The sequence below is a fragment of the Janthinobacterium sp. 64 genome (genome assembly GCF_002813325.1).
Classification (GTDB): domain Bacteria; phylum Pseudomonadota; class Gammaproteobacteria; order Burkholderiales; family Burkholderiaceae_D; genus Janthinobacterium.
This window is the reverse complement of record NZ_PHUG01000001.1, coordinates 5,496,774-5,518,172: the sequence shown is the minus strand read 5'-3', so window position 1 is coordinate 5,518,172 and position 21,399 is coordinate 5,496,774. Positions and strand designations below refer to the sequence as shown.

The following is a 21,399-nucleotide window of genomic DNA, read 5'->3' as shown; positions in this document are numbered from 1 at the left end:
GCTAGAGGTTCCGGCTGACCTGGATGGCCCATTGGTAGGCCTGTAGCAGGCTGCGCCAATAGGTTTCTCCATCGATGCCGGCACGGCGCAAGCGTTCGGGCGGCGGCGTGGCGCTTTCGACCAGCGCCAGCAAGGTGCCCAGCTCGCCATTGCGTTCCAGCAAGGCTTCATTGACTTCGGGTGCCAGGTTCAGGGTGGCGATGATCTCTTGCATCGGCATGCCCAGCAGGACGTCGAGCAGCGAAAACACGCCCGCCATGAAGGCCAGGTCTTGCGCGTCGCGGTCGCCGCCGCGCAGCTGGCACAGCGCTTCCATCTGCGCCGCGCGCACGGCCGCCAGCGGCAGCAGCGCGTGGATCTTGCCATCGTCTTGCTGGCGCGCATACAGCAGCAGTTGCAGCCAGCGCTGCAGCTGGCGCCGGCCCAGCAGGGTGATGGCCTGGCTGAAGCTGGTAATCGGCGCCGTGAAACCGAAGGCGGCCGAATTGACCAGTTTTAATAAATGATAGCTGAGCGATGGATCTTGTTTGAGCGGCACTTCCAGCTCGTGCGCGTCGGCATCGCGGGCCAGCAGGCCCAGCAGCGCCATCAAGCGCCGGCGCGAGGTGGCGTCTTCCGGCTCGCTTTGCTGGCGCGCATGCTGCAAGGCATAGTCGCCGGCAAACCAGCTCACGCCAAGTTCTTGCAATGCAGCAAGCTGGCCTGCATCGCCGATGTTGTAGGCCAGGTGCGGTCCCGGCAAGGGCAGCAGCTGATGCAGGGCCGGACGTACGCCCGCCGCATCAAAACTCAGCGCGCGCGCGTCGACCTGCGCCGCCACCACGGGACCGGCATCGGCGCCATCGAGCAAGATGCGATAGCCGGCGTCGCGCCATTGCTGGCATTTTTTCTGAATTTGCTTGTCGCCGGCAAACTGCGCCGGCAAACGGAAAATGGTGCGTTGCGGCGCCAGTTGCGCCAGCACGGCCTCGTCCACGCCATGCGGGTCGGCCAGGGGAATGATGCAGTCGAGCGGCGCCAGGAAGGCATACGCATCGGCAGCGGCCAGCGCCGCCAGCAGCGGCGCCGTCGAGGCCTGCGGACCATGCAAGGTGACAGCGACCCACTCGTTATGAGCATTGGCCACTGCTTGTAATCCCACCAACGGAAACAGGTTTGATTCAGACGCTGACATCGGTATCTCAGTGTGGGTAGGGCGCCATAGTAAATAAACTGACCAGCATTGGCAACCCTGGCCCGACAGGGATGCCCTCGACAGTGAGAATCATTCTATCCGAATCTCACCCGTGAAACAGTTTAATTTTGGCAATAAATATTCAAAAAGAACATTTCCCCGGGGAGACCCGCCTGTCATGCGGGTTTGAAAAAAACACCGTAACGCCAGCGCCGTTCAGGCGCCGCCGCCATGCGCATGTTCGACCGCATATTTGATCAATTCAGCCTGACCTTCGATACCGAGCTTGCGCTTGATGTTCAGGCGATGCGTCTCGACCGTGCGCACGCTCAGGTCCAGGTCGCGGGCGATCTGCTTGTTCGACTGGCCCGCCGCGATGTGTTGCAGCACTTGCTGCTCGCGCGTGGTGAGGAAGGAATCGTGCACTTGCGGGCGCGATAGCTGCCGCGCCAGGGCCGCGCTGTAATAAATGCCGCCGGACATCACCGTCTCGATGGCGAAGACGATATCTTTCCCTGGAGCATCTTTGAGCACATAGCCGCGCGCGCCGGCGGCGATGGCTTGCGACACATATTCGAGCTTGTCGTGCATGGACAGGATCAGCACGGCAATCTGCGGAAACGCCTGCTTGAACAGCGCCGTCGCTTCGATGCCGTTGATGCCGCGCATATTGATATCCATCAACACGAGGTCCACCTGGTGCGCACGCGCCTGTGCCAGCGCCTCGTCGGCGCCGCCCGCCTCGGCCACCACGTCGAAATGCGCCACCGCTTCCAGGCGCGCGCGCAAGCCGTCGCGCACGAGGGGATGGTCGTCCACCAGCAGGATGTTGATCGTTTCGGTCATGGTTCTCTATTTTAATGTGGAGGAAAGCTCGAGCCGCGCCAGCACCAGGGTGCCGGCCGCAGACGAAGTGATGTGCAGGCTGCCACCGATGGCTTCCATGCGTTCCGTCATGTTGCGCAGGCCGATGCCGCGCTGCGGATGCAGGGCGATGCCGTCGAAGTCGAAGCCGCCGCCATTATCCTCGATGCGCAATTCCACGGCCTTGCCCGCCTCGCGCAGGCTCACTTCCACGCCGCGGGCGTGGGCATGGCGCTCGCAATTGGTCAGCGCTTCCTGGGCGATGCGGAACAAGACGGTATTGACCATGTCGGGCAAGCCCTCGCCCGCCGCCGCCGGGCTGGCCGTGAAACTGGCTTGCGCGCTGCTGCTGTCGTTAAATTCATGCACGAGGTGGTCGAGCGCGGCGGCCAGGCCCAGGTCATCGAGAATGGCCGGGCGCAGGTTGTGCGAAATGCGCCGCACCTCGCCCAGCACCTTGTTCAGCTGCTCGGCGGCCCGCTCGAACGTGGCGGGCGCCTTTTCTTTCTGCTCGGCATTGCCGGCCAGGCGCGCGATGCCCGCCTCGATCTGCAATTTGATCGACACCAGCCACTGGCTGATGCCGTCATGCAAATCACGCGACAGCCGCGCCCGCTCCTCTTCCTGCGATTCGACCACCCGCTGCGCCAGCACTTTCAGCTTGGCGTCGGCCACGCGCAATTCGCGCAAGTTCAGCACCAGGCCGCAGGCGGCCACCAGCAGGGAGCCGAGGATGGCGATGGCGGCGATCAGTTCCATGGTCGAGCGGATATTGCGCGACTGCTGGGCATCGACCTTGGCCAGCGCCTGGTCCACGTCATCCATATAAATACCGGTGCCCATCATCCAGCCCCACTCCGGCATCAGGATCACATAGCCGAGCTTGGGCGCGGACTTGTTGCTCGACGGCTTGATCCAGTTGTAGCGCTCGAAGCCGCCGCCGCTCCTGGCGCGCCGCATCAGGCGCTGGATGGTCAGGTTGCCGTCCGCGTCGCGCAACTCCCACAGATTCTGCCCCACCAGCTCGGGCTGGCGCGGATGCATCAGCGACTTGCCCTGCAAATCGTAGATGAAGAAATAGCCATCGTCGCCATAGCTGAGGGCAGACAGGATGCGCTTGGCTTCCTCTTGCGTGGCGGCATCCTTGCGGCCCGACCCATACAGCGAGGCGATGGAATGGCTGGCCAGGGTCACATAATGCTTGAGTTCGGCTTCCTTGCTGGCCAGGTAGGCTTGCTGGATGGTGGCGCGCTGCTGCTCGGCCAGGGTAATCGCCTGGTGCCGCACGGCAAACGCGATGGCGCACAGCGCGAGGATGAGCGGCGTGATGGCCAGGAAGATGACTTTCTGTCTGAGTTTCATGGCCTTGCGCGCTCCGGCGGCGTCGATGCTGGTGGGAATGCGTGATTTTACGTCGCGGCGCCGTGATCGGCCTGCGTAGTAATACTGAGCGTTACTGCGTAGTCGTGCGCTTGCGGCGATTATACGATTCCTGAATACTTGCCATAAGCTGCAAATACACCAAAAGTCACATCAAACTGGCGACGACCAGGAACCGCAGCACACATCATCGCACGGCACAGCGCCCGTCAATCTCTGGAGGAAGCATGAACCGCATTTTCAAACAGCTCGGCTGGGCAGCGCTTGCGCTGGCCGGCGCCGGCTCCCTGGGCGTCGTCGCCCTGCAACGTGGCGAACCGATCAGCGCAATCTGGATCGTCATCGCCGCCGTCTGCGTCTACCTGATCGCCTACCGTTTCTACAGCCTGTTCATCGCCGACAAGGTGCTGGGCCTCGATGCACGCCGCATGACGCCGGCCTTCAAGCACAACGATGGCCTCGACCACGTGCCGACCAACAAATATGTGCTGTTCGGCCACCATTTCGCCGCGATTGCCGGCGCCGGCCCCCTGGTCGGCCCCGTGCTGGCCGCGCAGATGGGCTATTTGCCCGGCATGTTGTGGATTTTGGCGGGCGTCGTGTTTGCGGGCGCCGTGCAGGATTTCATCGTGCTGTTTATTTCCATGCGCCGCGACGGCCGCTCGCTGGGCGACCTGATCAAGGCTGAACTGGGCGAAATTCCCGGCATGATTGCGCTCCTGGGCTGCTTCATGATCATGGTCATCATTTTGGCCGTGCTGGCCCTGATCGTCGTCAAGGCGCTGACCGGCTCCCCATGGGGCAGCTTCACCGTGATGGCGACGATTCCCATCGCCCTGTTCATGGGCGTGTACTCGCGCTTCATCCGCGTGGGCCGCATCGGCGAGATTTCCATCATCGGTTTTGTCTTGCTGATGCTGGCCATCATCGGCGGCCAGTACGTGCAGGAACACGCGGTGCTGGGCCCGATGTTCACGTTCACGGGTACGGAACTGACGTGGATGCTGATCGGCTACGGCTTCATCGCTTCCGTCCTGCCCGTGTGGCTGCTGCTGGCGCCGCGCGACTACCTGTCGACTTTCCTGAAAATCGGCACGATTCTCGGCCTGGCCATCGGCATCATCGTCGTCGCGCCTTACCTGAAAATGCCGGCCATGACCAAGTTCATCGACGGCTCCGGCCCTGTCTGGTCGGGCAATCTGTTCCCCTTCCTGTTCATTACGATTGCCTGCGGCGCCGTCTCCGGCTTCCACGCGCTGATTTCCTCGGGCACCACGCCGAAGATGATTGAAAACGAAAGCCACGCCCGCTTCATCGGCTATGGCGCCATGCTGATGGAATCGTTCGTGGCCATCATGGCCCTGGTGGCCGCCTCAACCATCGAGCCGGGCATCTATTTCGCCATGAACAGCCCGGCCGCCCTGATCGGCACCACGGCCGAGTCGGCAGCACAGGCGATTTCGCAATGGGGCTTCTATGTCACGCCGGAAATGCTGACGCAGACGGCCAAGGATGTGGGCGAGCACAGCATCATCTCGCGCGCCGGCGGCGCACCGACCCTGGCCGTCGGCATGGCGCAGATTCTGTCCGGCGCCATCGGCGGCAAGGCCATGATGGCCTTCTGGTACCACTTCGCGATTTTGTTCGAAGCGCTGTTCATCCTGACGGCCGTCGATGCGGGCACGCGTGCGGGCCGCTTCATGCTGCAAGACTTGCTGGGCAGCTTCGTGCCCAGCCTGAAAAAGACGGAAAACGTCATCGCCAACCTGCTGGCCACGGGCCTGTGCGTGGCGGCCTGGGGCTACTTCCTGTACCAGGGCGTGGTCGATCCATTGGGCGGCATCAACACCCTGTGGCCGCTGTTCGGCATCGCCAACCAGATGCTGGCAGCGATCGCGCTGATCCTCGGCACCTGCGTGCTGTTCAAGATGAAGCGTGGCCAGTATGCGTGGGTCACCATCACGCCGACCATCTGGCTGCTGCTGTGCACCTTGACGGCGGGCTGGCAAAAGATTTTCGACGCCAATCCGCGCGTCGGCTTCCTCGCGCATGCCAAGAAATATTCGGCGGCCCTCGATGAAGGCACCCTGCTGGCGCCGGCCAAGTCGGTGGCGCAGATGCAGCAGATCATCTTCAACGATTACCTGGACGCCGGCCTGGCCGCCTTCTTCGTCATCGTCGTGATCAGCGTGCTGTTCTTCGGCATCCGCACCATCATGAAGGCACGCGCCGACAGCCAGCCAAGCACCAAGGAATCGCCGTTCCAGGCCATGCCCACGGTGCAATGATGATCGAGGAAATCATCAAGGCTGGACGGTATCTGGGGCAAAGCATGCGGCTCATGTGCGGCTTGCCCGAGTACGACACCTATGTGGCGCACCGGGAAGTGACCCATCCCGGCGAGCCGATGATGACGTATGAAGAGTTCTTCCGCGAACGGCAGGAAGCCCGTTATGGCGGCGCAGGAAAACGCGGAGGGTGTTGTTAAGTCCTGTGTTGTTGCTCAGCAATAATTTGAGGGCGGTCTTGCGAGACCGCCCTATTTGTTTCATCTCGTATAAGTTCCCCTCCCCTCTCCTCCCTTAGACCCACATCAATATCAGGGTGTGTCTTCGCGTCTATATTTTTCCAATAGGAATTAAATAACAGTCAACGGGCGACCGGGGAAGCAGCGAATTCATGTTCAATTTCCAACGCTCCAGCATCAGCCAGAAGCTGACCATGATTTCGGTACTGTCGTCGGGCAGCGCGCTGCTGCTGGTGTTCGTGGCGTTTGCGCTGACGTCCGTGCTCAGTCACAAGAATGATGAAGGCAAGCAGCTGCTGTCGCTGGCGGGCGTGATCGGCGCGGCCAGCGCGGCGCCCTTGCTGGCGGGGAAATCGGCACAGCCGCAGGCGGAACAGGTGCTGGCCGCGCTGGCCGCGCGCGACGAGGTGGCCCAGGCGGCCCTGTTCGACCGGGGCGGGCGTTTGTTCGCCCTGTACCGCGCGTCGCAGCACGCCGACGGCCTGGCGGCGCCGGAAGACATGGACCCGGCCTTGCTGGCCGACATGGCCGTGCAGCCCGTCACGCAAGGCGCTGGCACGACCCTGGCGCCGGCCATGCGCTTGTACCGTCCCGTCTACCGGCCAGGCGAGCCGCAGCAGATCATCGGCGCCGTACTGATCGAGGCGGACCTGAACCACATGTGGCGCGACATCGGCCGCCACGTGGGCGCCATCGGCGGCGCCACCGTGCTGTCCTTCCTGATCGCCGTGTTCCTGGCGCGGCGCTTCAAGAGCGTGATTGCCGAACCGATCACCAAGCTGATCGATACGGCGCAAAAAGTGTCGAGCAGCCAAACCTACAGCCACCGCATCGCGCACCAGCGCAGCGACGAGCTGGGCGTGCTGATCGACAGTTTCAACGACATGCTGGCGCAGATCGACAGCCGCGACAGCACCCTGGCCAATTACCGCGACCAGCTCGAGCGCCAGGTGGGCGTGCGCACGGCGCAGCTGGAAAAGGCCAAGGATGCGGCCGAGGCGGCCAGCCAGGCGAAGAGCGCCTTCCTTGCCACCATGAGCCATGAAATCCGCACGCCGATGAATGGCGTGCTGGGCATGACGGAGCTGCTGCTGGCCAGCCCTTTGAGCCCGCAACAGCGCCACTACACGAGCATGGTGCAGCGCTCGGGGCAGAATTTGCTGGTGATCATCAACGACATCCTCGACTTTTCCAAGATCGAGGCGGGCAAGCTGAGCGTGGAGTACATCCGCTTCAATTTCCGCGAATTGCTCGACGACATAGAGCACGTGTTCGCGCCGCAGGCGCAAGCGAAAAACATCAGCCTGGAATTCGATATCGCGTTTGACATTCCCATCGCCATCTGCGGCGACCCGAACCGTTTGCGCCAGATCATCGTCAATCTGTTGGGCAATGCCATCAAGTTCACGGAAACGGGCAAGGTCACCGTGAAAGTATGCGTGTGCAGCGAAGACGCGCCCAGCGTGGGCTTGCGCTTCGAGGTGCACGACACGGGTATCGGCGTATCGAACGAGGCGCAGACGCGCATCTTCGAATCGTTCTCGCAAGCGGACGGTTCGACCACGCGCAAGCACGGCGGCACGGGCCTGGGCTTGACGATCTCGAAACAGCTGGTGGAGCTGATGGGCGGCACTATCGGCGTCGATAATGCTTTAACGCAAGGCTCCATCTTCTGGTTCGAAGTAAATTTCGATAAGCGGCGGGTCGACAGCGATGACCCGTCCTTCAACCTGAAAACCACACGAGGGTTACGCGCCTTGATCGTCGACCACACACCCGCCACGCGCGCCGTGCTGGAGCGGCAGCTGGCCAGCTGGCACATCGTCAGCGACAGCGCCGGCACGGCAAGCGACTGCCTGGGCAAGCTGCGCGCGGCCGCACAGGCGGGCACGCCGTATGGCGTGGCCCTGCTCGACATGGAATTGCCGCGCACTAGCGGCCTGGCCCTGGCCGCCACCATCAAGAGCGACCCGCTGCTGGCCGAGCTCAAATTACTGCTGCTGAGCACGGAACAGGCGGCGGCCGACCCCGTGCAGCGGCGCGAGGCGGGCGTGGCCTTCCAGCTGATCAAGCCGGCCCGCGAATGCGACCTGTTCGACTGCATCGTCACGCCGCCGCGCACCAGCGAGGGCATGCGCACCCATCCGCCGCACGCGACCCGTCAGGTGGGCCGACGCCAGCGCCGCCGCGTGCTGCTGGCAGAGGACAATCCCGTCAACGTGGAAGTGGCGCTGGCCATGCTCGACAGCCTGGGCCTGGACGTGGTCTGCGCGCACAACGGCGAAGAAGCCTTGCAGGCGGCGCAGGCCGAGGATTTTGATCTGATCCTGATGGATTGCCAGATGCCCGTGATGGACGGCTTTGCCGCCACGGCGGAAATCCGCCGCCACGAACAGCAGTGCGGCCACGCGCGCGTGCTGCCCATCGTCGCCATCACGGCCAATGCGCTGCAGGGCGACCGCGAAGCGTGCCTGGCGGCCGGCATGGACGACTACCTGAGCAAGCCATTCACGCAGCAAGACCTGGGCCATACGATCGCGCGCTGGATCACCCTGCCGCGCGCGGCCACCGTGCACCACAGCGAAGTGCCGGAGCGGCAGACGCCTCCAGAAGTACTTTCCCCCACGCCAGAAGCCTCGTCCCCCGGCCAGCCGCTGAACCGGCAAGCGCTGGAAAACATCCGCGCCCTGTCCGGCACGGATGGCGATGCGCTGCTGGAACGGGTCATCCTGGCGTTTACCAGCGAGACGCCGCGCCAGTTGAGCGCCATGCGCGCGGCGATTGCCGGCGCGGATGCGGAAGCGCTGCGCAAGGTGGCCCACAGCCTCAAGTCGGGCAGCGCCAACGTGGGCGCCGATGGCCTGGCGCAGCTGTGCAAGGAGATGGAAAAACTGGGCCGCGCCGGCAGTACCGAGGGCGCGGCTCCCCTGCTGCAGCAGATGCAGCAAGCCTTCCTGGCCGTACGCGAATCGCTGAGCGCCATCCTCGTGAAGGAACACTGACATGACAGCGCCCCTCTCCCCTCCCCGCGGCTTGGTGCTGGTGGCCGACGACGATCCCGTGATGCGCCTGCTGATGCGGCAAATGCTCACGCAGGTAGGCCTGGACGTGATCGAGGCCGAAGACGGCGTGCAGGCGCTGGCCAGCTACAAGCACAGCGGGCCGGACCTGGTCATGCTCGACGTCGACATGCCGGCCATGGACGGCTTTGCCGTGTGCCGCGAAATCCGCCACCAGGAAGTGGGCGGCACGGTGCCCATCATCATGGTCACGGGCGGCGACGAACTGGAAGCCGTCACGCACGCCTACGAGGTGGGCGCCACCGACTTCATTTCCAAGCCCATCAACTGGCCCATACTCGGACACCGCGTGCTGTACGTGCTGCGCGCCAGCGACGCCATCGCCCGCCTGCGCATCGCCGACGCGCACAACCGCGCCGTGCTGGCCGCCATCCCCGACACCTTCTTTCGCCTCAACAGCGAAGGCTTTTATCTCGACTATGAACAGGGCCACGACGCCAGCGCCGGCTTTTCCATCACGAACTGCGTGGGCAGCCATATCGGCGACGTGCTGCCGCCCGAAATCGCCGCGCGCCTGCTCGACAAGGCCCACGCCGTGCTGGCCACGCAGCATATCGGCTCGGTCGACTACACGCTCACGCACGAAGACAGCACACGCCATTTCGAGGCGCGCCTGGTGGCGACGGGGGCCGACGAGGTGCTGGGCCTGGTGCGCGACATCAGCGAACGCAAGCGCACGGAAGAGCAGATCCGCCGCCTCGCCTACTGCGACAGCCTGACGGGCATCCCCAACCGCCAAGCCTTCCTGGAAACGCTGGAACGCGAACTGCTGCGCTCGAAGGAGCACGACAAGAAATTTGCCGTGCTGTTCATGGACCTCGATGCCTTCAAGCGCATCAACGACACCCTGGGCCACGACGTGGGCGACCATTTGCTCAAGGTGGTGTCCGAGCGCCTGCGCGAAACCATCCGCCCCAGCGACCTGGTGCTGCGCGCCGAACACGAGTTCGAAGCCAGCTTCGGCGGCAGCAACCTGGCGCGCCTGGGCGGCGACGAATTCACGATTCTGATACCCGATCTGGAGCGCGTGGAAGATGCGCTGAACGTGGCGCACCGCGTCAAGGAAGCCATGCGCCGGCCCTTCATGATCGAGGGGCACGAGATTTTCGTCACGGCCAGCATCGGCATTTCGCTGTATCCGGAAGATGGCGAGGACTGCAATTCTCTGTTGAAATATGCAGACACGGCGATGTACCACGCGAAGAACTGCGGCAAGAACAACGCCAAGCTGTACAGCTCATCGCTGACGATGGAAATCATGAGCCACGTCAAGATGGAAGTGGGTCTGCGCAAGGCCTTGCAAAACAACGAGCTGTACCTGCTGTACCAGCCGCAGATCGACGTGCCCAGCACGCAGATCGTCGGCGTGGAAGCGCTGGTGCGCTGGCGCCATCCCGAACGGGGCATCATTTCGCCCACGGAATTCATCCCGCTGGCCGAAGAGACGGGGTTGATCGTGCCCATCGGCGAATGGGTGCTGCGCACGGCCTGCAACCAGGCCAAGGCGTGGCAAAACGGTAGCGGGCGCGCCATCCGCATGGCCGTCAACCTGTCGGCCAAGCAATTCAAGGATGAAAACCTGATGCAGATCGTGCTGTCGGCCCTGGCCGACACGGGCCTCGATGCGCGCCTGCTGGAACTCGAATTGACGGAAGGCACCTTGATGGACGATGCGCGCGCCACCATGGTGACCCTGGAGCAATTGCGCGGCATCGGCGTGTACCTGTCGATCGACGACTTCGGCACGGGATATTCGTCAATGAATTACCTGAAACGCTTCGACGTGCGGGCCTTGAAGATCGACAAGAGTTTTATCGCCGGCTTGCCGCAGGATGCGGAAAACGCGGCTATCACGCGCGCCATCATCGCCATGGCGCATGGCTTGAAGATGGTGGTGGTGGCCGAGGGCGTGGAAACGGACGAGCAACTGCTGATGCTGGAAGAATACGGCTGCGACATGGCGCAAGGCTATTTCCTGGGCCACCCGTCGCCGCACGACACGATCACGGCCATGCTGGCCAGGCAGGCGGGCCAGCTGGCCAGCCTGGAAACTAGAGCACTTCGAAGGCAAGGATTTGCGTGACTTGTAGCGGATTAAAATTATCGTCGGAAATCATCACCAGGCTGCGGCGGCCGTTTTCCAGGCGCGGCCCCCAGCTGATGCCCTCGATATTGTCGACTCTATCCAGGCCGATCTTTTCCAGGTCCAGCAACAGGCGCTTGCGCGCCGGCACGTAGGCCGCGCCGGCCAGCGCCGGGATGGCCTGGATGTCGCTGGCGCCATCGGTGTCCATCGCGTAGATGCGCACATGGTTCGAATACACGCCATCGGCGTGTTCCACGCCGGCCCGCTCCACCACCAGCACCTGGTGATCGTTGACGGCAAGGATTTCCGACACGCCATTGTCCGCCTCGCGCCCAGGCGCGGGCCGCGACGCCACCGGTTCAATCGGATATGCATATTGGCCCAGCACGGTGCCGGCGCGGTCCAGGCGCGTGATGCGCACCACGGAGCCATGATCGGGCGTAGCCAGCGGGCCATCCTGGTACAGCGCCGCTTCCATGCCCAGCCACAAGCCCTTGCCATCCGACGAGAACGACAGCGCTTCGAAGCTCATGTTGTTGCGCGATCCCGTTGCGTCCTGCGAAACCTTGAACATGGCGGGCGTGGGCAAGGTGGCGAGGTAGTGGCCGCCGCTATCGGCGTGGCGCACGAACGGGTGCAAGCCCACCTTGCGATTGCCTTCGCTGCCGTACCACAGGCTGCCATCGTGCGGATCGACGCGGATGGTTTCGATGTCGGGCACCTGCTCGCCCTGCTCCAGCCTGGCATGCGCCAGGTTCGGGTAGCGGCTGCCGTCGGGCTGCGTGAAGAAATGCACGCTGTTCAAGGTCACGCCCGTAAACGCCTTGCTGTCGTAATTCAAGGTGGCACGGTAGAAACGGGCCGGATTGATTTCCGAGCGGTCATCGCTTTCCATCACCCAGCTCTTGTTGGCCGCATCGTAATCGATGCCGGACAAACCGCCCACCGTGGTGCCCTGAAACGCCTGCCTGAGCGCGATGCGCTGTTCGCCGATCAGGCGCAGGCCGGCAACCGGCGCGTCGTGGGGGAAGCTGGCGCAGGCGCAGAGGAGGATGGCGGAAGACGCCAGGGCAAGCGCGGTGCGCAGGCGGTGGAACGGTTGAGGCATGCTGATTCCGAAATTAATTGAACCCAGAAATAAAAGCTAGGGTCAGACCCGACGGGTCTGACCCCAAAAAATTACACCACCCCATCGGCCTTGAGCCGCGCGATGGCGGCCGCGTCATAGCCCAGCGACGCCAGCACCTCGTCGTTGTGCTGGCCCAGCGTCGGTCCCAGCCACTGCGTCTTGCCCGGCGTGGCGGACAGTTTCGGGCTGATGGCGGGCAATTTGACGGGCGTGCCGTCGGCGAAATGGTGCTGTTCGAACATGTCGCGGGCAAGAAATTGCGGGTCGCTCAACATGTCGCGCACGGAGTAGATTTTGCCAGACGGCACGTCGGCAGCTTTCAGCACGGCCAGCGCGCTATCGATGGTGTGCGTGGCGCACCAGGCGCCGATGGCGTCGTCGATCTCCTGCGTGCGCGCCACCCGGCCGTCGTTGCGCGCCAGTTGCGGGTCGCCCGCCATGTCGATGCGGCCCATGGCCAGCATCAGCCGCTTGAAGATGGCGTCGCCATTGCCTGCAATCACGATGTTTTCGCCGTCGCCCGTGGTGTAGGTATTCGAAGGCACGATGCCGGGCAAGGAGCCGCCCGTGCGCTCGCGCACCACGCCCGCCTGGTCGTATTCGGGCACCAGCGACTCCATCAGGTTGAACACGGATTCATACAGGGCCACGTCGACCATCTGCCCTTCCCCGGAGGCCACCCCACCGGTCACGTCGCGGTGGCGCAAGGCCATCATGGCGCCGATCACGCCGTGCAGGGCCGCCACGGAGTCGCCAATCGACACACCGACGCGCACGGGCGGACGGTCGGCAAAGCCGGACACATAGCGCAAGCCGCCCATCGATTCGCCGATGGCGCCGAAACCCGGCAAGTCCTTCATCGGCCCCGTCTGGCCAAAGCCGGACAGGCGCACCATGATGATGGACGGTTTGATCTGCTTGAGCTGTTCGTAGCCGAGATCCCACTTTTCCAGCACGCCGGGGCGGTAGTTCTCGATGATGATGTCCGCTTCCAAGGCCAGCTGGCGGGCAATCGCCCTGCCCTCGGGCGTTTTCAGGTTCAGGGTCAGACTTTTCTTGTTGCGCGCCTGCACCGACCACCACAGCGAGGTGCCATCCTTCAGCACTCTCCAGGTACGGATGGGGTCGCCGCCATCGGGCGACTCGATCTTGATCACGTCGGCGCCGAATTCGGCCAGCATGCGGGCGCAGAACGGCCCCGCGATCAGGGTGCCCAGTTCCAGCACTTTAATGCCTTGCAATGGACCAGTTGTCGCGGAGGATTCTGTCATGTTGTGCTCAGGTTGCCCTGCGGTCGAGCATCGCGCGGGCAATCGTGCCCGCGTCGACGTATTCCAGTTCGCCGCCCACGGGCACGCCGCGGGCCAAACGGCTCACGCGCAAGCCGCGCGCCTTGAGCATTTCGCTGATGTAGTGGGCCGTCGCTTCGCCTTCATTGGTGAAGTTGGTGGCCAGCACCACTTCGCCGACCACGCCATCGTTGGCGCGGTTCAGCAGTTTTTCAAGGTGGATGTCTTTCGGGCCGATGCCGTCCAGCGGAGACAATCTGCCCATGAGGACGAAATACAGGCCCTTGTAGGTGAGCGTCTGCTCGATCATCAGCTGGTCGGCGGGCGTTTCCACCACGCACAGCAAGCGCTTGTCGCGCTCTTCGTCGAGACAGGTCTCGCACACTTCGTGTTCGGTAAAGGTATTGCACAGGCCGCAGTGATGCACGGCATCGACGGCCTGGAACAGGGCGCGCGACAGCATGGCCGCGCCTTCCCTATCGTGCTGCAACAAATGAAATGCCATCCGCTGCGCCGACTTGGGGCCGACGCCGGGCAGGCGCCGCAGCGCCTCGGTCAAAAATTCAAGCGACTTGGACATGGATCAACCCTGCCCCGTGCCATCGATCGAGCGCATGCGGTAGTGCATCAGAATGGCATTTTGAAGCCAGCTGGCAAGTTCATGCCGCCGGTCAAGCCTGCCATTTTTTCCGCGGACGTCGCTTCCGCCTTGCGCACGGCGTCGTTGAAGGCGGCAGCCACCAGGTCTTCCAGCATGTCCTTGTCGTCGGCCAACAGCGACGGATCGATGGAGACGCGCTTGACGTCGTTCTTGCACGTCATGACGATTTTCACCAGGCCGGCACCGGACTGGCCTTCCACTTCCACCAGCGCCAGTTGTTCCTGGGCTTTTTTCATGTTGTCTTGCATTGCTTGCGCCTGCTTCATCAGGCCAGCCAGTTGATTTTTCATCATGAGAATGCTCCGTTCAATTCAGTTTATGAGTTTTGTTAATCATTAATGCAGGGTCGGCGCGGCCGAGCCGGCCGGTGCAGGGGTAATCGTTCCCGGCACAACAAAAGCGTCGAATGCACGCTTCATGTCGAGCACGAAGGGATCGCTGGCGATGGTTTCTTCCGCGGCAAGCTGGCACGCCTCGCGGTGGGCCTGCGCTTCCGCGCTGGCCGTATACCAGACGGCGCCCAGTTCCGTGTCGACGGCGACCTTGCGGCCGAAACGCTCGCTCAGCACGGCCGCCAGTTTTTCCACGTTGGCCGGACTGCGCCACGTGTCGATCGGCACGCGCAGGCGGAACGTGGTGCTGTGGCCATCGTGCAGGCATTCGATCAGCTCGGCCTGCACGGCCAATTGCTGGGCTATGCCGCGCAGGGGCAGCACGGCGGCGACGGCCGGCCAGTTGCCATCCCAGTCCAGGCCCGGCACGGGCGTGATCACATACGGCCCGCTGGGCGCGGCTTGCTTGGCGGCACGCTGCGGCATGACGACGGCCGGCTGCTCGCTGCTTGGCGCGGCGGGCGCCGCCACGGCGGCCGAGGCGCTGTCGTCGGAAAATTCGGTGACCCACGGCGGCAAGTCGTCACCGGCGGGCGCCTGCTGTGGCGCTGCCTGGCGTGCCGGCTGCACGGGCGCGGGCGGCGCGGCCACGGGCGCTTCCATCACGGCCACTGGTGGCGCATCGTCCCACGGCGCAGGCGCTTTCGCGGCGGCAGGCGGTGGCGGCGCTGGTGCTGGTGCTGGCGCTGCTGGCGCGGCGGCGGCAGGCTCCGCTGCCGGTACCGGTACAGCTGGCTTGGGCGCCGACGATGGCGCCGATGGCGCGCTGCCCGGACGGCCTTTCGAGGCGGCGCGGGCCGCTTCCAGCGCCGCATTGATGGCGGCGCGGGCGGAACTGATGGGCGCGCCCGAGGCTGCAGGGGCAGCAGCAGCTGGCGGCGGGGCAGGTACAGGTGCCGGTGCAGCTGCGCGTGGCGGCGGCGCTTCGCTGCGCGCCATGCTGGCGGCAGCCGCGGCGACCACGGCGGGCGGGGTCACGGCTGCATGGCTGGCCACGCTGTTCGTGGCGGCGCGGGCTGCCGGCGCGGATGCGCCAGCGGCGGCGCGCGCGGCGGCCACGGCAGCGGGACGGTTGCCCGTTGCAGCGGCGGGTGCCGCCGCCGGCACGCCATCGGCGCCGCCTATGCCGGGCCGAAAGGCCAGCATGCGCAGCAAGGTCATGGTAAAGCCCGCGTATTCGTCGGGCGCCAGGCCCAGTTCATTGCGGCCATGCACGGCGATCTGGTAAAACAGCTGCACTTCTTCCGCGTCAAACGCGCCGGCCAGGCGCACGATATCCGCGTATTCCGGCAAATCCTGCGGCAAGGCGGCCGGCACGGTTTGCGCCAGTGCAATGCGGTGCAACAAGGTACCCAGATCCTGCAGCGCGCCGTTATACGACAGGCTGCGCGAAGCCATCTCGTCGGCCACGGCCAGCAGGTCCGCGCCATCCTGCTGCGCCAGCGCGTCGAGCAGGCGCACCAGATACGACTGGTCGAGCGCACCGAGCATGCCTTGCACGGCGTCAAGCGTCACTGCGCCGGCCGCGTAGGCGATGGCCTGGTCCGTCAGCGACAGCGCGTCGCGCATGGAACCGTGGGCGCCCTGGGCCAGCAGGCGCAAGGCCGGCTGTTCAAAGGCGATGCCTTCTTGCCCCAGGATATTGTCCAGGTGGCTGACGATGTGGCCGGGCGGCATCTGCTTGAGGTTGAACTGCAGGCAGCGCGACAAAACGGTCACGGGAATCTTTTGCGGGTCCGTCGTGGCCAGGATGAACTTGACGTGCTCGGGCGGCTCTTCCAGGGTTTTCAGCATGGAATTGAACGCGTGGTTCGTCAGCATGTGCACCTCATCGATCATATAGACCTTGAAGCGCGCATTGCTTGGCGCATACACGGCTTGCTCCAGCAGCTGCGCCATTTCATCGACGCCGCGGTTCGACGCCGCATCCATCTCTATATAGTCGACAAAGCGTCCCGCATCGATCGCCGTGCACGCTTCACACACGCCGCAAGGCTGGGCCGTGATGCCGCCCGTGCCGTCGGGACCGATGCAATTGAGCGACTTGGCCAGGATGCGCGACAGGGTCGTCTTGCCGACGCCGCGCGTGCCCGTGAACAGGTAGGCGTGATGCAATCGGCCGCTGTGCAAGGCATGCGTGAGCGCGCGCACGACGTGCTCCTGGCCGACGAGCGTCTCGAAATTCTTGGGGCGGTATTTACGGGCGAGGACTTGATAGGACATGCTGAGATTTTACCATGCGATTTTGCGGGTGATCCTGCGCGGCGGGCGCAAGCCTCATGGCCGGGCCATTCCAATATGGCAAACGCGGCAAAGCAGCAATTGTATAACATGGAGAGTGGCATTCTGGAAAATCAGGCAAGCATGCGGACTGGCAAAAATACAGCGCCGCAAAACAAAAAAGCCGCCAATGGCAGCTTTACTGTTTGTTTCCCGAAGGAGGCGAGCCTGATCTGCGGCACTCATGGTTAATAGCCGTGGCTGCTTCGTTCCCGACCTGACCAGGTTAGCCATGCCACGATGCGCAGGGGCCCGCCGGGGACAATTATAACCGACCTGCGCAAGATTGGGGAAGCAAGCTGAAATCCGGGGTCAGACCCGGCATTTACGCCGTTGGGCTTAAATGCCCAGCTCTTGCCAAATCCCATCCACCTTCGCCTTCACTTCCGGCGTCATGGCGATCGTCGTGCCCCACTCGCGCGTCGTTTCACCCGGCCATTTATTCGTCGCATCGATGCCCATCTTGCTGCCCAGGCCGCTGACGGGCGAAGCGAAGTCCAGGTAATCGATGGGCGTGTTGTCGACCAGGGTCGTGTCGCGGATGGGGTCGACGCGCGTCGTGATGGCCCAGATGACTTCTTTCCAGTCGCGGATATTCACGTCTTCGTCGACCACCACGATGAACTTGGTATACATGAACTGGCGCAGGAAGCTCCACACGCCGAACATCACGCGCTTGGCGTGGCCCGCATACTGCTTCTTGATCTGCACCACGGCCATGCGGTAGCTGCAGCCTTCGGGCGGCAGATAGAAATCCGTGATTTCGCTGAACTGCTTTTGCAGCAGCGGCACGAACACTTCGTTCAGCGCCAGGCCCAGCACGGCCGGCTCGTCCGGCGGTTTGCCTGTATACGTGGAGTGGTAGATCGGGTCGCGACGCATGGTGATGCGGTCGATGGTAAACACGGGGAAACTGTCCTGCTCATTATAGTAGCCCGTGTGGTCGCCATACGGCCCTTCCAGCGCGTGCTCGTAGCCGCTCGGATGGTTTTCATCCGGATAGATATGGCCTTCGAGCACGATCTCGGCCGACGCGGGTACGCGCAGCTCGCTGCCAATCGCTTTTACCAATTCGGTGCGGCTGCCGCGCAAGAGGCCGGCGAACTGGTATTCGGACAGGCTGTCCGGCACCGGCGTGACGGCCCCTAATATAGTAGCGGGATCGGCACCGAGCGCGACGGCGATCGGATACGGCTTGCCCTTGCTTTGGATCGCGTGCTCGCGGAAGTCCAGCGCCCCGCCCCGGTGCGCCAGCCAGCGCATGATGACCTTGTTGCGTCCCAGTACTTGCTGGCGGTAGATGCCCAGGTTTTGCCGCTTCTTGTTCGGACCCTTGGTGATCACCAGGCCCCAGGTGATCAGGGGAGCGACGTCGCCGGGCCAGCAATGCTGGATGGGCAGGCGCGCCAGGTCCACTTCGTTGCCTTCCCATACGATTTCCTGGCATTTGGCGCCGCGCAACTCTTTCGGCGACATGTCCCACACGGATTTGACCAGGGAACCGAGGCCCAGCAGATCCTTGAAATCCTTCGGCGGCTCCGGCTCCTTCAGGCGCGCCAGCACATGGCCGATCTTGCGCAGCTCGCTGACATCCTCGGCGCCCATGCCCAGCGCCACGCGGCGCGTGGTGCCGAACAGATTGCCCAGCACCGGCATGGTGTGTCCCGTCGGATTATTGAACAGCAAGGCCGGTCCGCCTGCGCGCAAGGTGCGGTCGCACACCTCCGTCATCTCCAAAATCGGCGAAATGGGGGTCGAAATAGGCTTAAGTTCACCCATTTGTTGCAGTTGAGAAATAAAATCTCGCAAATCTGAATATTTCATGTGTTTTTAATTTTTTTTGACGTCGGACGCCGTTGCTGAAGGATCTATGCCAAGTAATTGATTTTATTGGCTTTTGGCACAATGCAAGACAAAAAGTAAGACATAAAAGTAATAAAGAATCGATTCGTTAGTATTGACTTGATATAAAACGGCTTCTACAATTCGCCCAACTTGAAAGAGCACGCCGGCCCAGAGCTTGATTTTAGCGTTTCTCTTTCATTCACGGAGTCGGGGCTCCACATGACATTTTAAGGAGTGTTTTCAAAAGGCGTCTGCCTTACCCCCGGTAAAAGTTGTATTGCGACTGATCCAATACCAAAACGGGACCGATCAGCTCAAGCAAGCAATGACGGCGTTTCTCGCACGCATCCATACGCGGCGGAAACGATGATATTTCTGATGCACGGCATTGGCAGTACCCACAACACCGCGAGACCGCGGAGGGACTGCCTGTTGACGCGACATTTCGGGGAACTCTATGACTCATCGTAGCACTGAAGCAGCATTGCCTGCTTCAACCGTGGCTGGCCAGCCAGCGTTGGCGCGTTTGCGCGCCCGCGCACAAGCCATTTCGGCACGTGGCGTTTTAACCACCGCGCAACACACACTGACAGTCTTCGGCATTTCCGCCCTGGCACTGATCGCCCTGCTGATGTTCCGCCCCGACCTGGGCAAGCAACTGACGCACAGCCTGTTCCCGCTGCCGATGGCAGAGGCACAAGCCGTTGAAGCGCCGGCCCTGTCGGCACTGATGGAAGCGCCCGCTTCCGTGCAAACGGCCGCCGCCAGCGACGCGCCGCTGAGCAAGGAAGAAAAAGCCTTGCTGGGCACGCAAAAGCAGCAGCAATGGGTCACCAACTGGCTCTCCAAGCGCTACCGCGTGGCCAACGACGCGACCAATATGCTTGTCTCGACGGCGTACCTGACGGCCCGCGAAATCAAGCTGGACCCGCTGCTGATCCTGGCCGTGATGGCCATCGAATCGGGCTTGAATCCGTTCGCGGAAAGCCCCGTCGGCGCGCAAGGCTTGATGCAAGTCATGTCGAAAGTGCACCATGAGCGCTTCCAGGAAATGGGCGGCGTGCAAGCAGCCTTGAATCCGGTTGCCAACATCCGCGTCGGCTCCCTGATCCTGAAAGACTACGTTACGCGTGGCGGTTCCGTCGAAGCGGGCTTGAAAACCTACGTCGGCGCCGCCAACTTCGCCACCGACTCGGGCTACGGCTCGCGCGTGCTGGCCGAATACCGCCGCCTGAAGCAAGTGTCCGCCGGCCAGCGCGTGCCGACCACGACGCCGGTGATGGCGTCGAACACGCCAGCGCCAGCCAAGGCGCCGGCAGCGGAAAGCGGCATCACCATCAAAGTACTGCCCCACAACGAGATCGCCGGCCTGTGACCCTTTAAAAGCCCTCACAGGGGCATCCCAAAAGCAGCACTCGAAAACAGCATCCAATGAAAAAGCCACCGCACGCAAGTGCCGGTGGCTTTTTTACTGCCCTGCGGCAACAGCCGCAAAAACTACTTACTCGATCACTTGCGCTTGTTGGCGTTGACTTCTTCCTCGCGGAATTTCACTGCCAGTTTATCCAGCACGCCGTTCACATACTTGTGGCCGTCGATACCGCCAAACGACTTGGCCAGCTCGACCGCTTCGTTGATGACGACGCGGTACGGGATTTCCATGTTGTTCTTCAGCTCGAAAGCGCCGATCAGCAGGATGCCGTGTTCGATGGGCGACAGTTCCGCGATATTGCGGTCGATCAAGGGTGCCATGCTGTCGCGCAGCGCCAGCGAATCCTTGATGGCGCCGTACAGCAGCACCGTGAAATGATCGCTATCGGCCTTGTCGAAACCATGCGCGGCGCGAATATTGTTCACGACGGTGGTCGCATCTTCATTGTTCAGCAGCCACTGGTACAAGCCCTGCAGCGCAAACTCGCGCGCGCGGTGACGCGGCGTGCGGTTTTTGCTGGGATTGGCGAGCAAATTTTTCTCAGTCATGATTGTTACCTGTTTTTAAGTACTTGTTCATTACAAATTCCAACGAAGTGGCCAAGGTGCGCTTTTCAACGCGCCGCAGCCAATCGCGTGTCAGAACGTTCGAGAAAATGCTCAGAGCAAGGCGCGAGCCCGAAGACAGTACGAATGTACGGCGAGGGCTTGCAACGCAGCTATGGGCGTTTTATCGGACGTTCACTACACGGCTAGTCCTCCTCGGATTCCTGCAACTCTTCTAGCGCTTGCGCTAAATTAGCCATTTCCACCGCCACGCGTGCCGCTTCGGCTCCCTTGACCAGCATGCGCACTTCCGCCTGCTCGTCGTTTTCGGTCGTCAACACTGCGTTGGCGATGGGGATGCCGTAATCGAGACCGATGCGCGTGATGCCTGCGCCCGATTCGTTCGATACCAGCTCGAAGTGGTAGGTTTCACCGCGAATCACGGCGCCCAGAGCGATCAGGGCGTCGAATTGCTCGGTTTCCGCCATTTTTTGCAGAATCAGTGGGATTTCCAGGGCGCCCGGCACGGTCACGTGCAGGATATCTTCATCGGCCACGCCCAGCTTGCTCAACTCTTCCAGGCATGCCGACAGCAAGCCACCACCGACGATTTCATTGAATCGTGCCTGGACGATACCGACGCGCAAACCTTCGCCGGCAAAATTGGTTTCATAAGTTCCTACGGTCATCATAAGCCTCTTTAATCTGGTGGTTC

General features: G+C 62.7%; 16 protein-coding genes and 1 other RNA gene. 5 read left to right on the top strand and 12 right to left on the bottom strand.

What is annotated here, in order from left to right:
- Position 1 precedes the first annotated feature (1 nt).
- The 3 genes from CLU91_RS24300 to CLU91_RS24290 all read right to left on the bottom strand — a co-directional run bounded on the left by CLU91_RS24300 (position 2) and on the right by CLU91_RS24290 (position 3,400).
- Positions 2-1,126: an EAL and HDOD domain-containing protein gene (locus tag CLU91_RS24300; protein WP_332870902.1), complete on the bottom strand. Its 1,125-nt coding sequence runs from the start codon at positions 1,124-1,126 to the stop codon at positions 2-4.
- Between the two features lie 264 nt (positions 1,127-1,390).
- On the bottom strand, positions 1,391-2,020 hold the full coding sequence (locus CLU91_RS24295; protein ID WP_100876159.1) for a response regulator transcription factor: 630 nt from the start codon (positions 2,018-2,020) through the stop codon (positions 1,391-1,393).
- Positions 2,021-2,026: 6 nt separating this feature from the next.
- Complete coding sequence (locus CLU91_RS24290) at positions 2,027-3,400, bottom strand: cache domain-containing protein (protein ID WP_100876158.1); 1,374 nt, start codon at positions 3,398-3,400, stop codon at positions 2,027-2,029.
- A gap of 245 nt (positions 3,401-3,645) precedes the next feature.
- Between CLU91_RS24290 and CLU91_RS24285 the strand changes: the two genes are divergently transcribed.
- The 4 genes from CLU91_RS24285 (at position 3,646) to CLU91_RS24270 (ending at position 11,108) form a co-directional block, all read left to right on the top strand.
- On the top strand, positions 3,646-5,706 hold the full coding sequence (locus CLU91_RS24285; RefSeq protein ID WP_099760107.1) for a carbon starvation CstA family protein: 2,061 nt from the start codon (positions 3,646-3,648) through the stop codon (positions 5,704-5,706).
- Positions 5,706-5,906: a YbdD/YjiX family protein gene (locus CLU91_RS24280; protein ID WP_100876906.1), complete on the top strand. Its 201-nt coding sequence runs from the start codon at positions 5,706-5,708 to the stop codon at positions 5,904-5,906. The genes CLU91_RS24285 and CLU91_RS24280 overlap by 1 nt, the downstream gene beginning before the upstream one ends.
- 191 nt (positions 5,907-6,097) lie before the next feature.
- Positions 6,098-8,947, top strand: a complete 2,850-nt coding sequence (locus tag CLU91_RS24275; RefSeq protein ID WP_100876157.1) for a hybrid sensor histidine kinase/response regulator — start codon at positions 6,098-6,100, stop codon at positions 8,945-8,947.
- Between the two features lies 1 nt (position 8,948).
- Positions 8,949-11,108: a putative bifunctional diguanylate cyclase/phosphodiesterase gene (locus CLU91_RS24270; RefSeq protein WP_100876156.1), complete on the top strand. Its 2,160-nt coding sequence runs from the start codon at positions 8,949-8,951 to the stop codon at positions 11,106-11,108.
- On the opposite strand, the gene CLU91_RS24265 is transcribed toward CLU91_RS24270, so the two are convergent.
- The 7 genes from CLU91_RS24265 to ubiD all read right to left on the bottom strand — a co-directional run bounded on the left by CLU91_RS24265 (position 11,077) and on the right by ubiD (position 18,686).
- Positions 11,077-12,219, bottom strand: coding sequence for an esterase-like activity of phytase family protein (locus tag CLU91_RS24265; protein WP_100876155.1), 1,143 nt, complete (start codon positions 12,217-12,219; stop codon positions 11,077-11,079). The genes CLU91_RS24270 and CLU91_RS24265 overlap by 32 nt on opposite strands.
- 71 nt (positions 12,220-12,290) lie before the next feature.
- Complete coding sequence (locus CLU91_RS24260) at positions 12,291-13,511, bottom strand: CaiB/BaiF CoA transferase family protein (RefSeq protein WP_100876154.1); 1,221 nt, start codon at positions 13,509-13,511, stop codon at positions 12,291-12,293.
- A 7-nt stretch (positions 13,512-13,518) separates the two neighbouring features.
- Positions 13,519-14,109: a recombination mediator RecR gene (gene recR, locus CLU91_RS24255; RefSeq protein WP_034786598.1), complete on the bottom strand. Its 591-nt coding sequence runs from the start codon at positions 14,107-14,109 to the stop codon at positions 13,519-13,521.
- A 47-nt stretch (positions 14,110-14,156) separates the two neighbouring features.
- Positions 14,157-14,483 carry a YbaB/EbfC family nucleoid-associated protein gene (locus tag CLU91_RS24250; RefSeq protein WP_034759121.1) on the bottom strand — a complete coding sequence of 109 codons (327 nt, stop codon included), beginning with the start codon at positions 14,481-14,483 and terminating at the stop codon, positions 14,157-14,159.
- Positions 14,484-14,525: 42 nt separating this feature from the next.
- On the bottom strand, positions 14,526-16,805 hold the full coding sequence (locus CLU91_RS24245) for a DNA polymerase III subunit gamma/tau (RefSeq protein WP_100876153.1): 2,280 nt from the start codon (positions 16,803-16,805) through the stop codon (positions 14,526-14,528).
- Positions 16,806-17,020: 215 nt separating this feature from the next.
- Positions 17,021-17,119, bottom strand: an RNA gene (gene ffs / locus CLU91_RS24240) — signal recognition particle sRNA small type.
- Positions 17,120-17,201: 82 nt separating this feature from the next.
- Positions 17,202-18,686: a 4-hydroxy-3-polyprenylbenzoate decarboxylase gene (gene ubiD, locus CLU91_RS24235; RefSeq protein WP_100876152.1), complete on the bottom strand. Its 1,485-nt coding sequence runs from the start codon at positions 18,684-18,686 to the stop codon at positions 17,202-17,204.
- A gap of 478 nt (positions 18,687-19,164) precedes the next feature.
- Here ubiD and CLU91_RS24230 point away from each other — a divergent pair, with 478 nt between their 5' ends.
- Complete coding sequence (locus CLU91_RS24230; RefSeq protein ID WP_171984962.1) at positions 19,165-20,082, top strand: lytic transglycosylase domain-containing protein; 918 nt, start codon at positions 19,165-19,167, stop codon at positions 20,080-20,082.
- Positions 20,083-20,216: 134 nt separating this feature from the next.
- Here CLU91_RS24230 and nusB read toward each other — a convergent pair whose 3' ends face one another.
- Both nusB and ribH read right to left on the bottom strand, forming a co-directional pair.
- On the bottom strand, positions 20,217-20,687 hold the full coding sequence (gene nusB, locus CLU91_RS24225) for a transcription antitermination factor NusB (RefSeq protein ID WP_100876151.1): 471 nt from the start codon (positions 20,685-20,687) through the stop codon (positions 20,217-20,219).
- Positions 20,688-20,890: 203 nt separating this feature from the next.
- On the bottom strand, positions 20,891-21,373 hold the full coding sequence (ribH, locus tag CLU91_RS24220; RefSeq protein WP_100876905.1) for a 6,7-dimethyl-8-ribityllumazine synthase: 483 nt from the start codon (positions 21,371-21,373) through the stop codon (positions 20,891-20,893).
- Positions 21,374-21,399 lie beyond the last annotated feature (26 nt).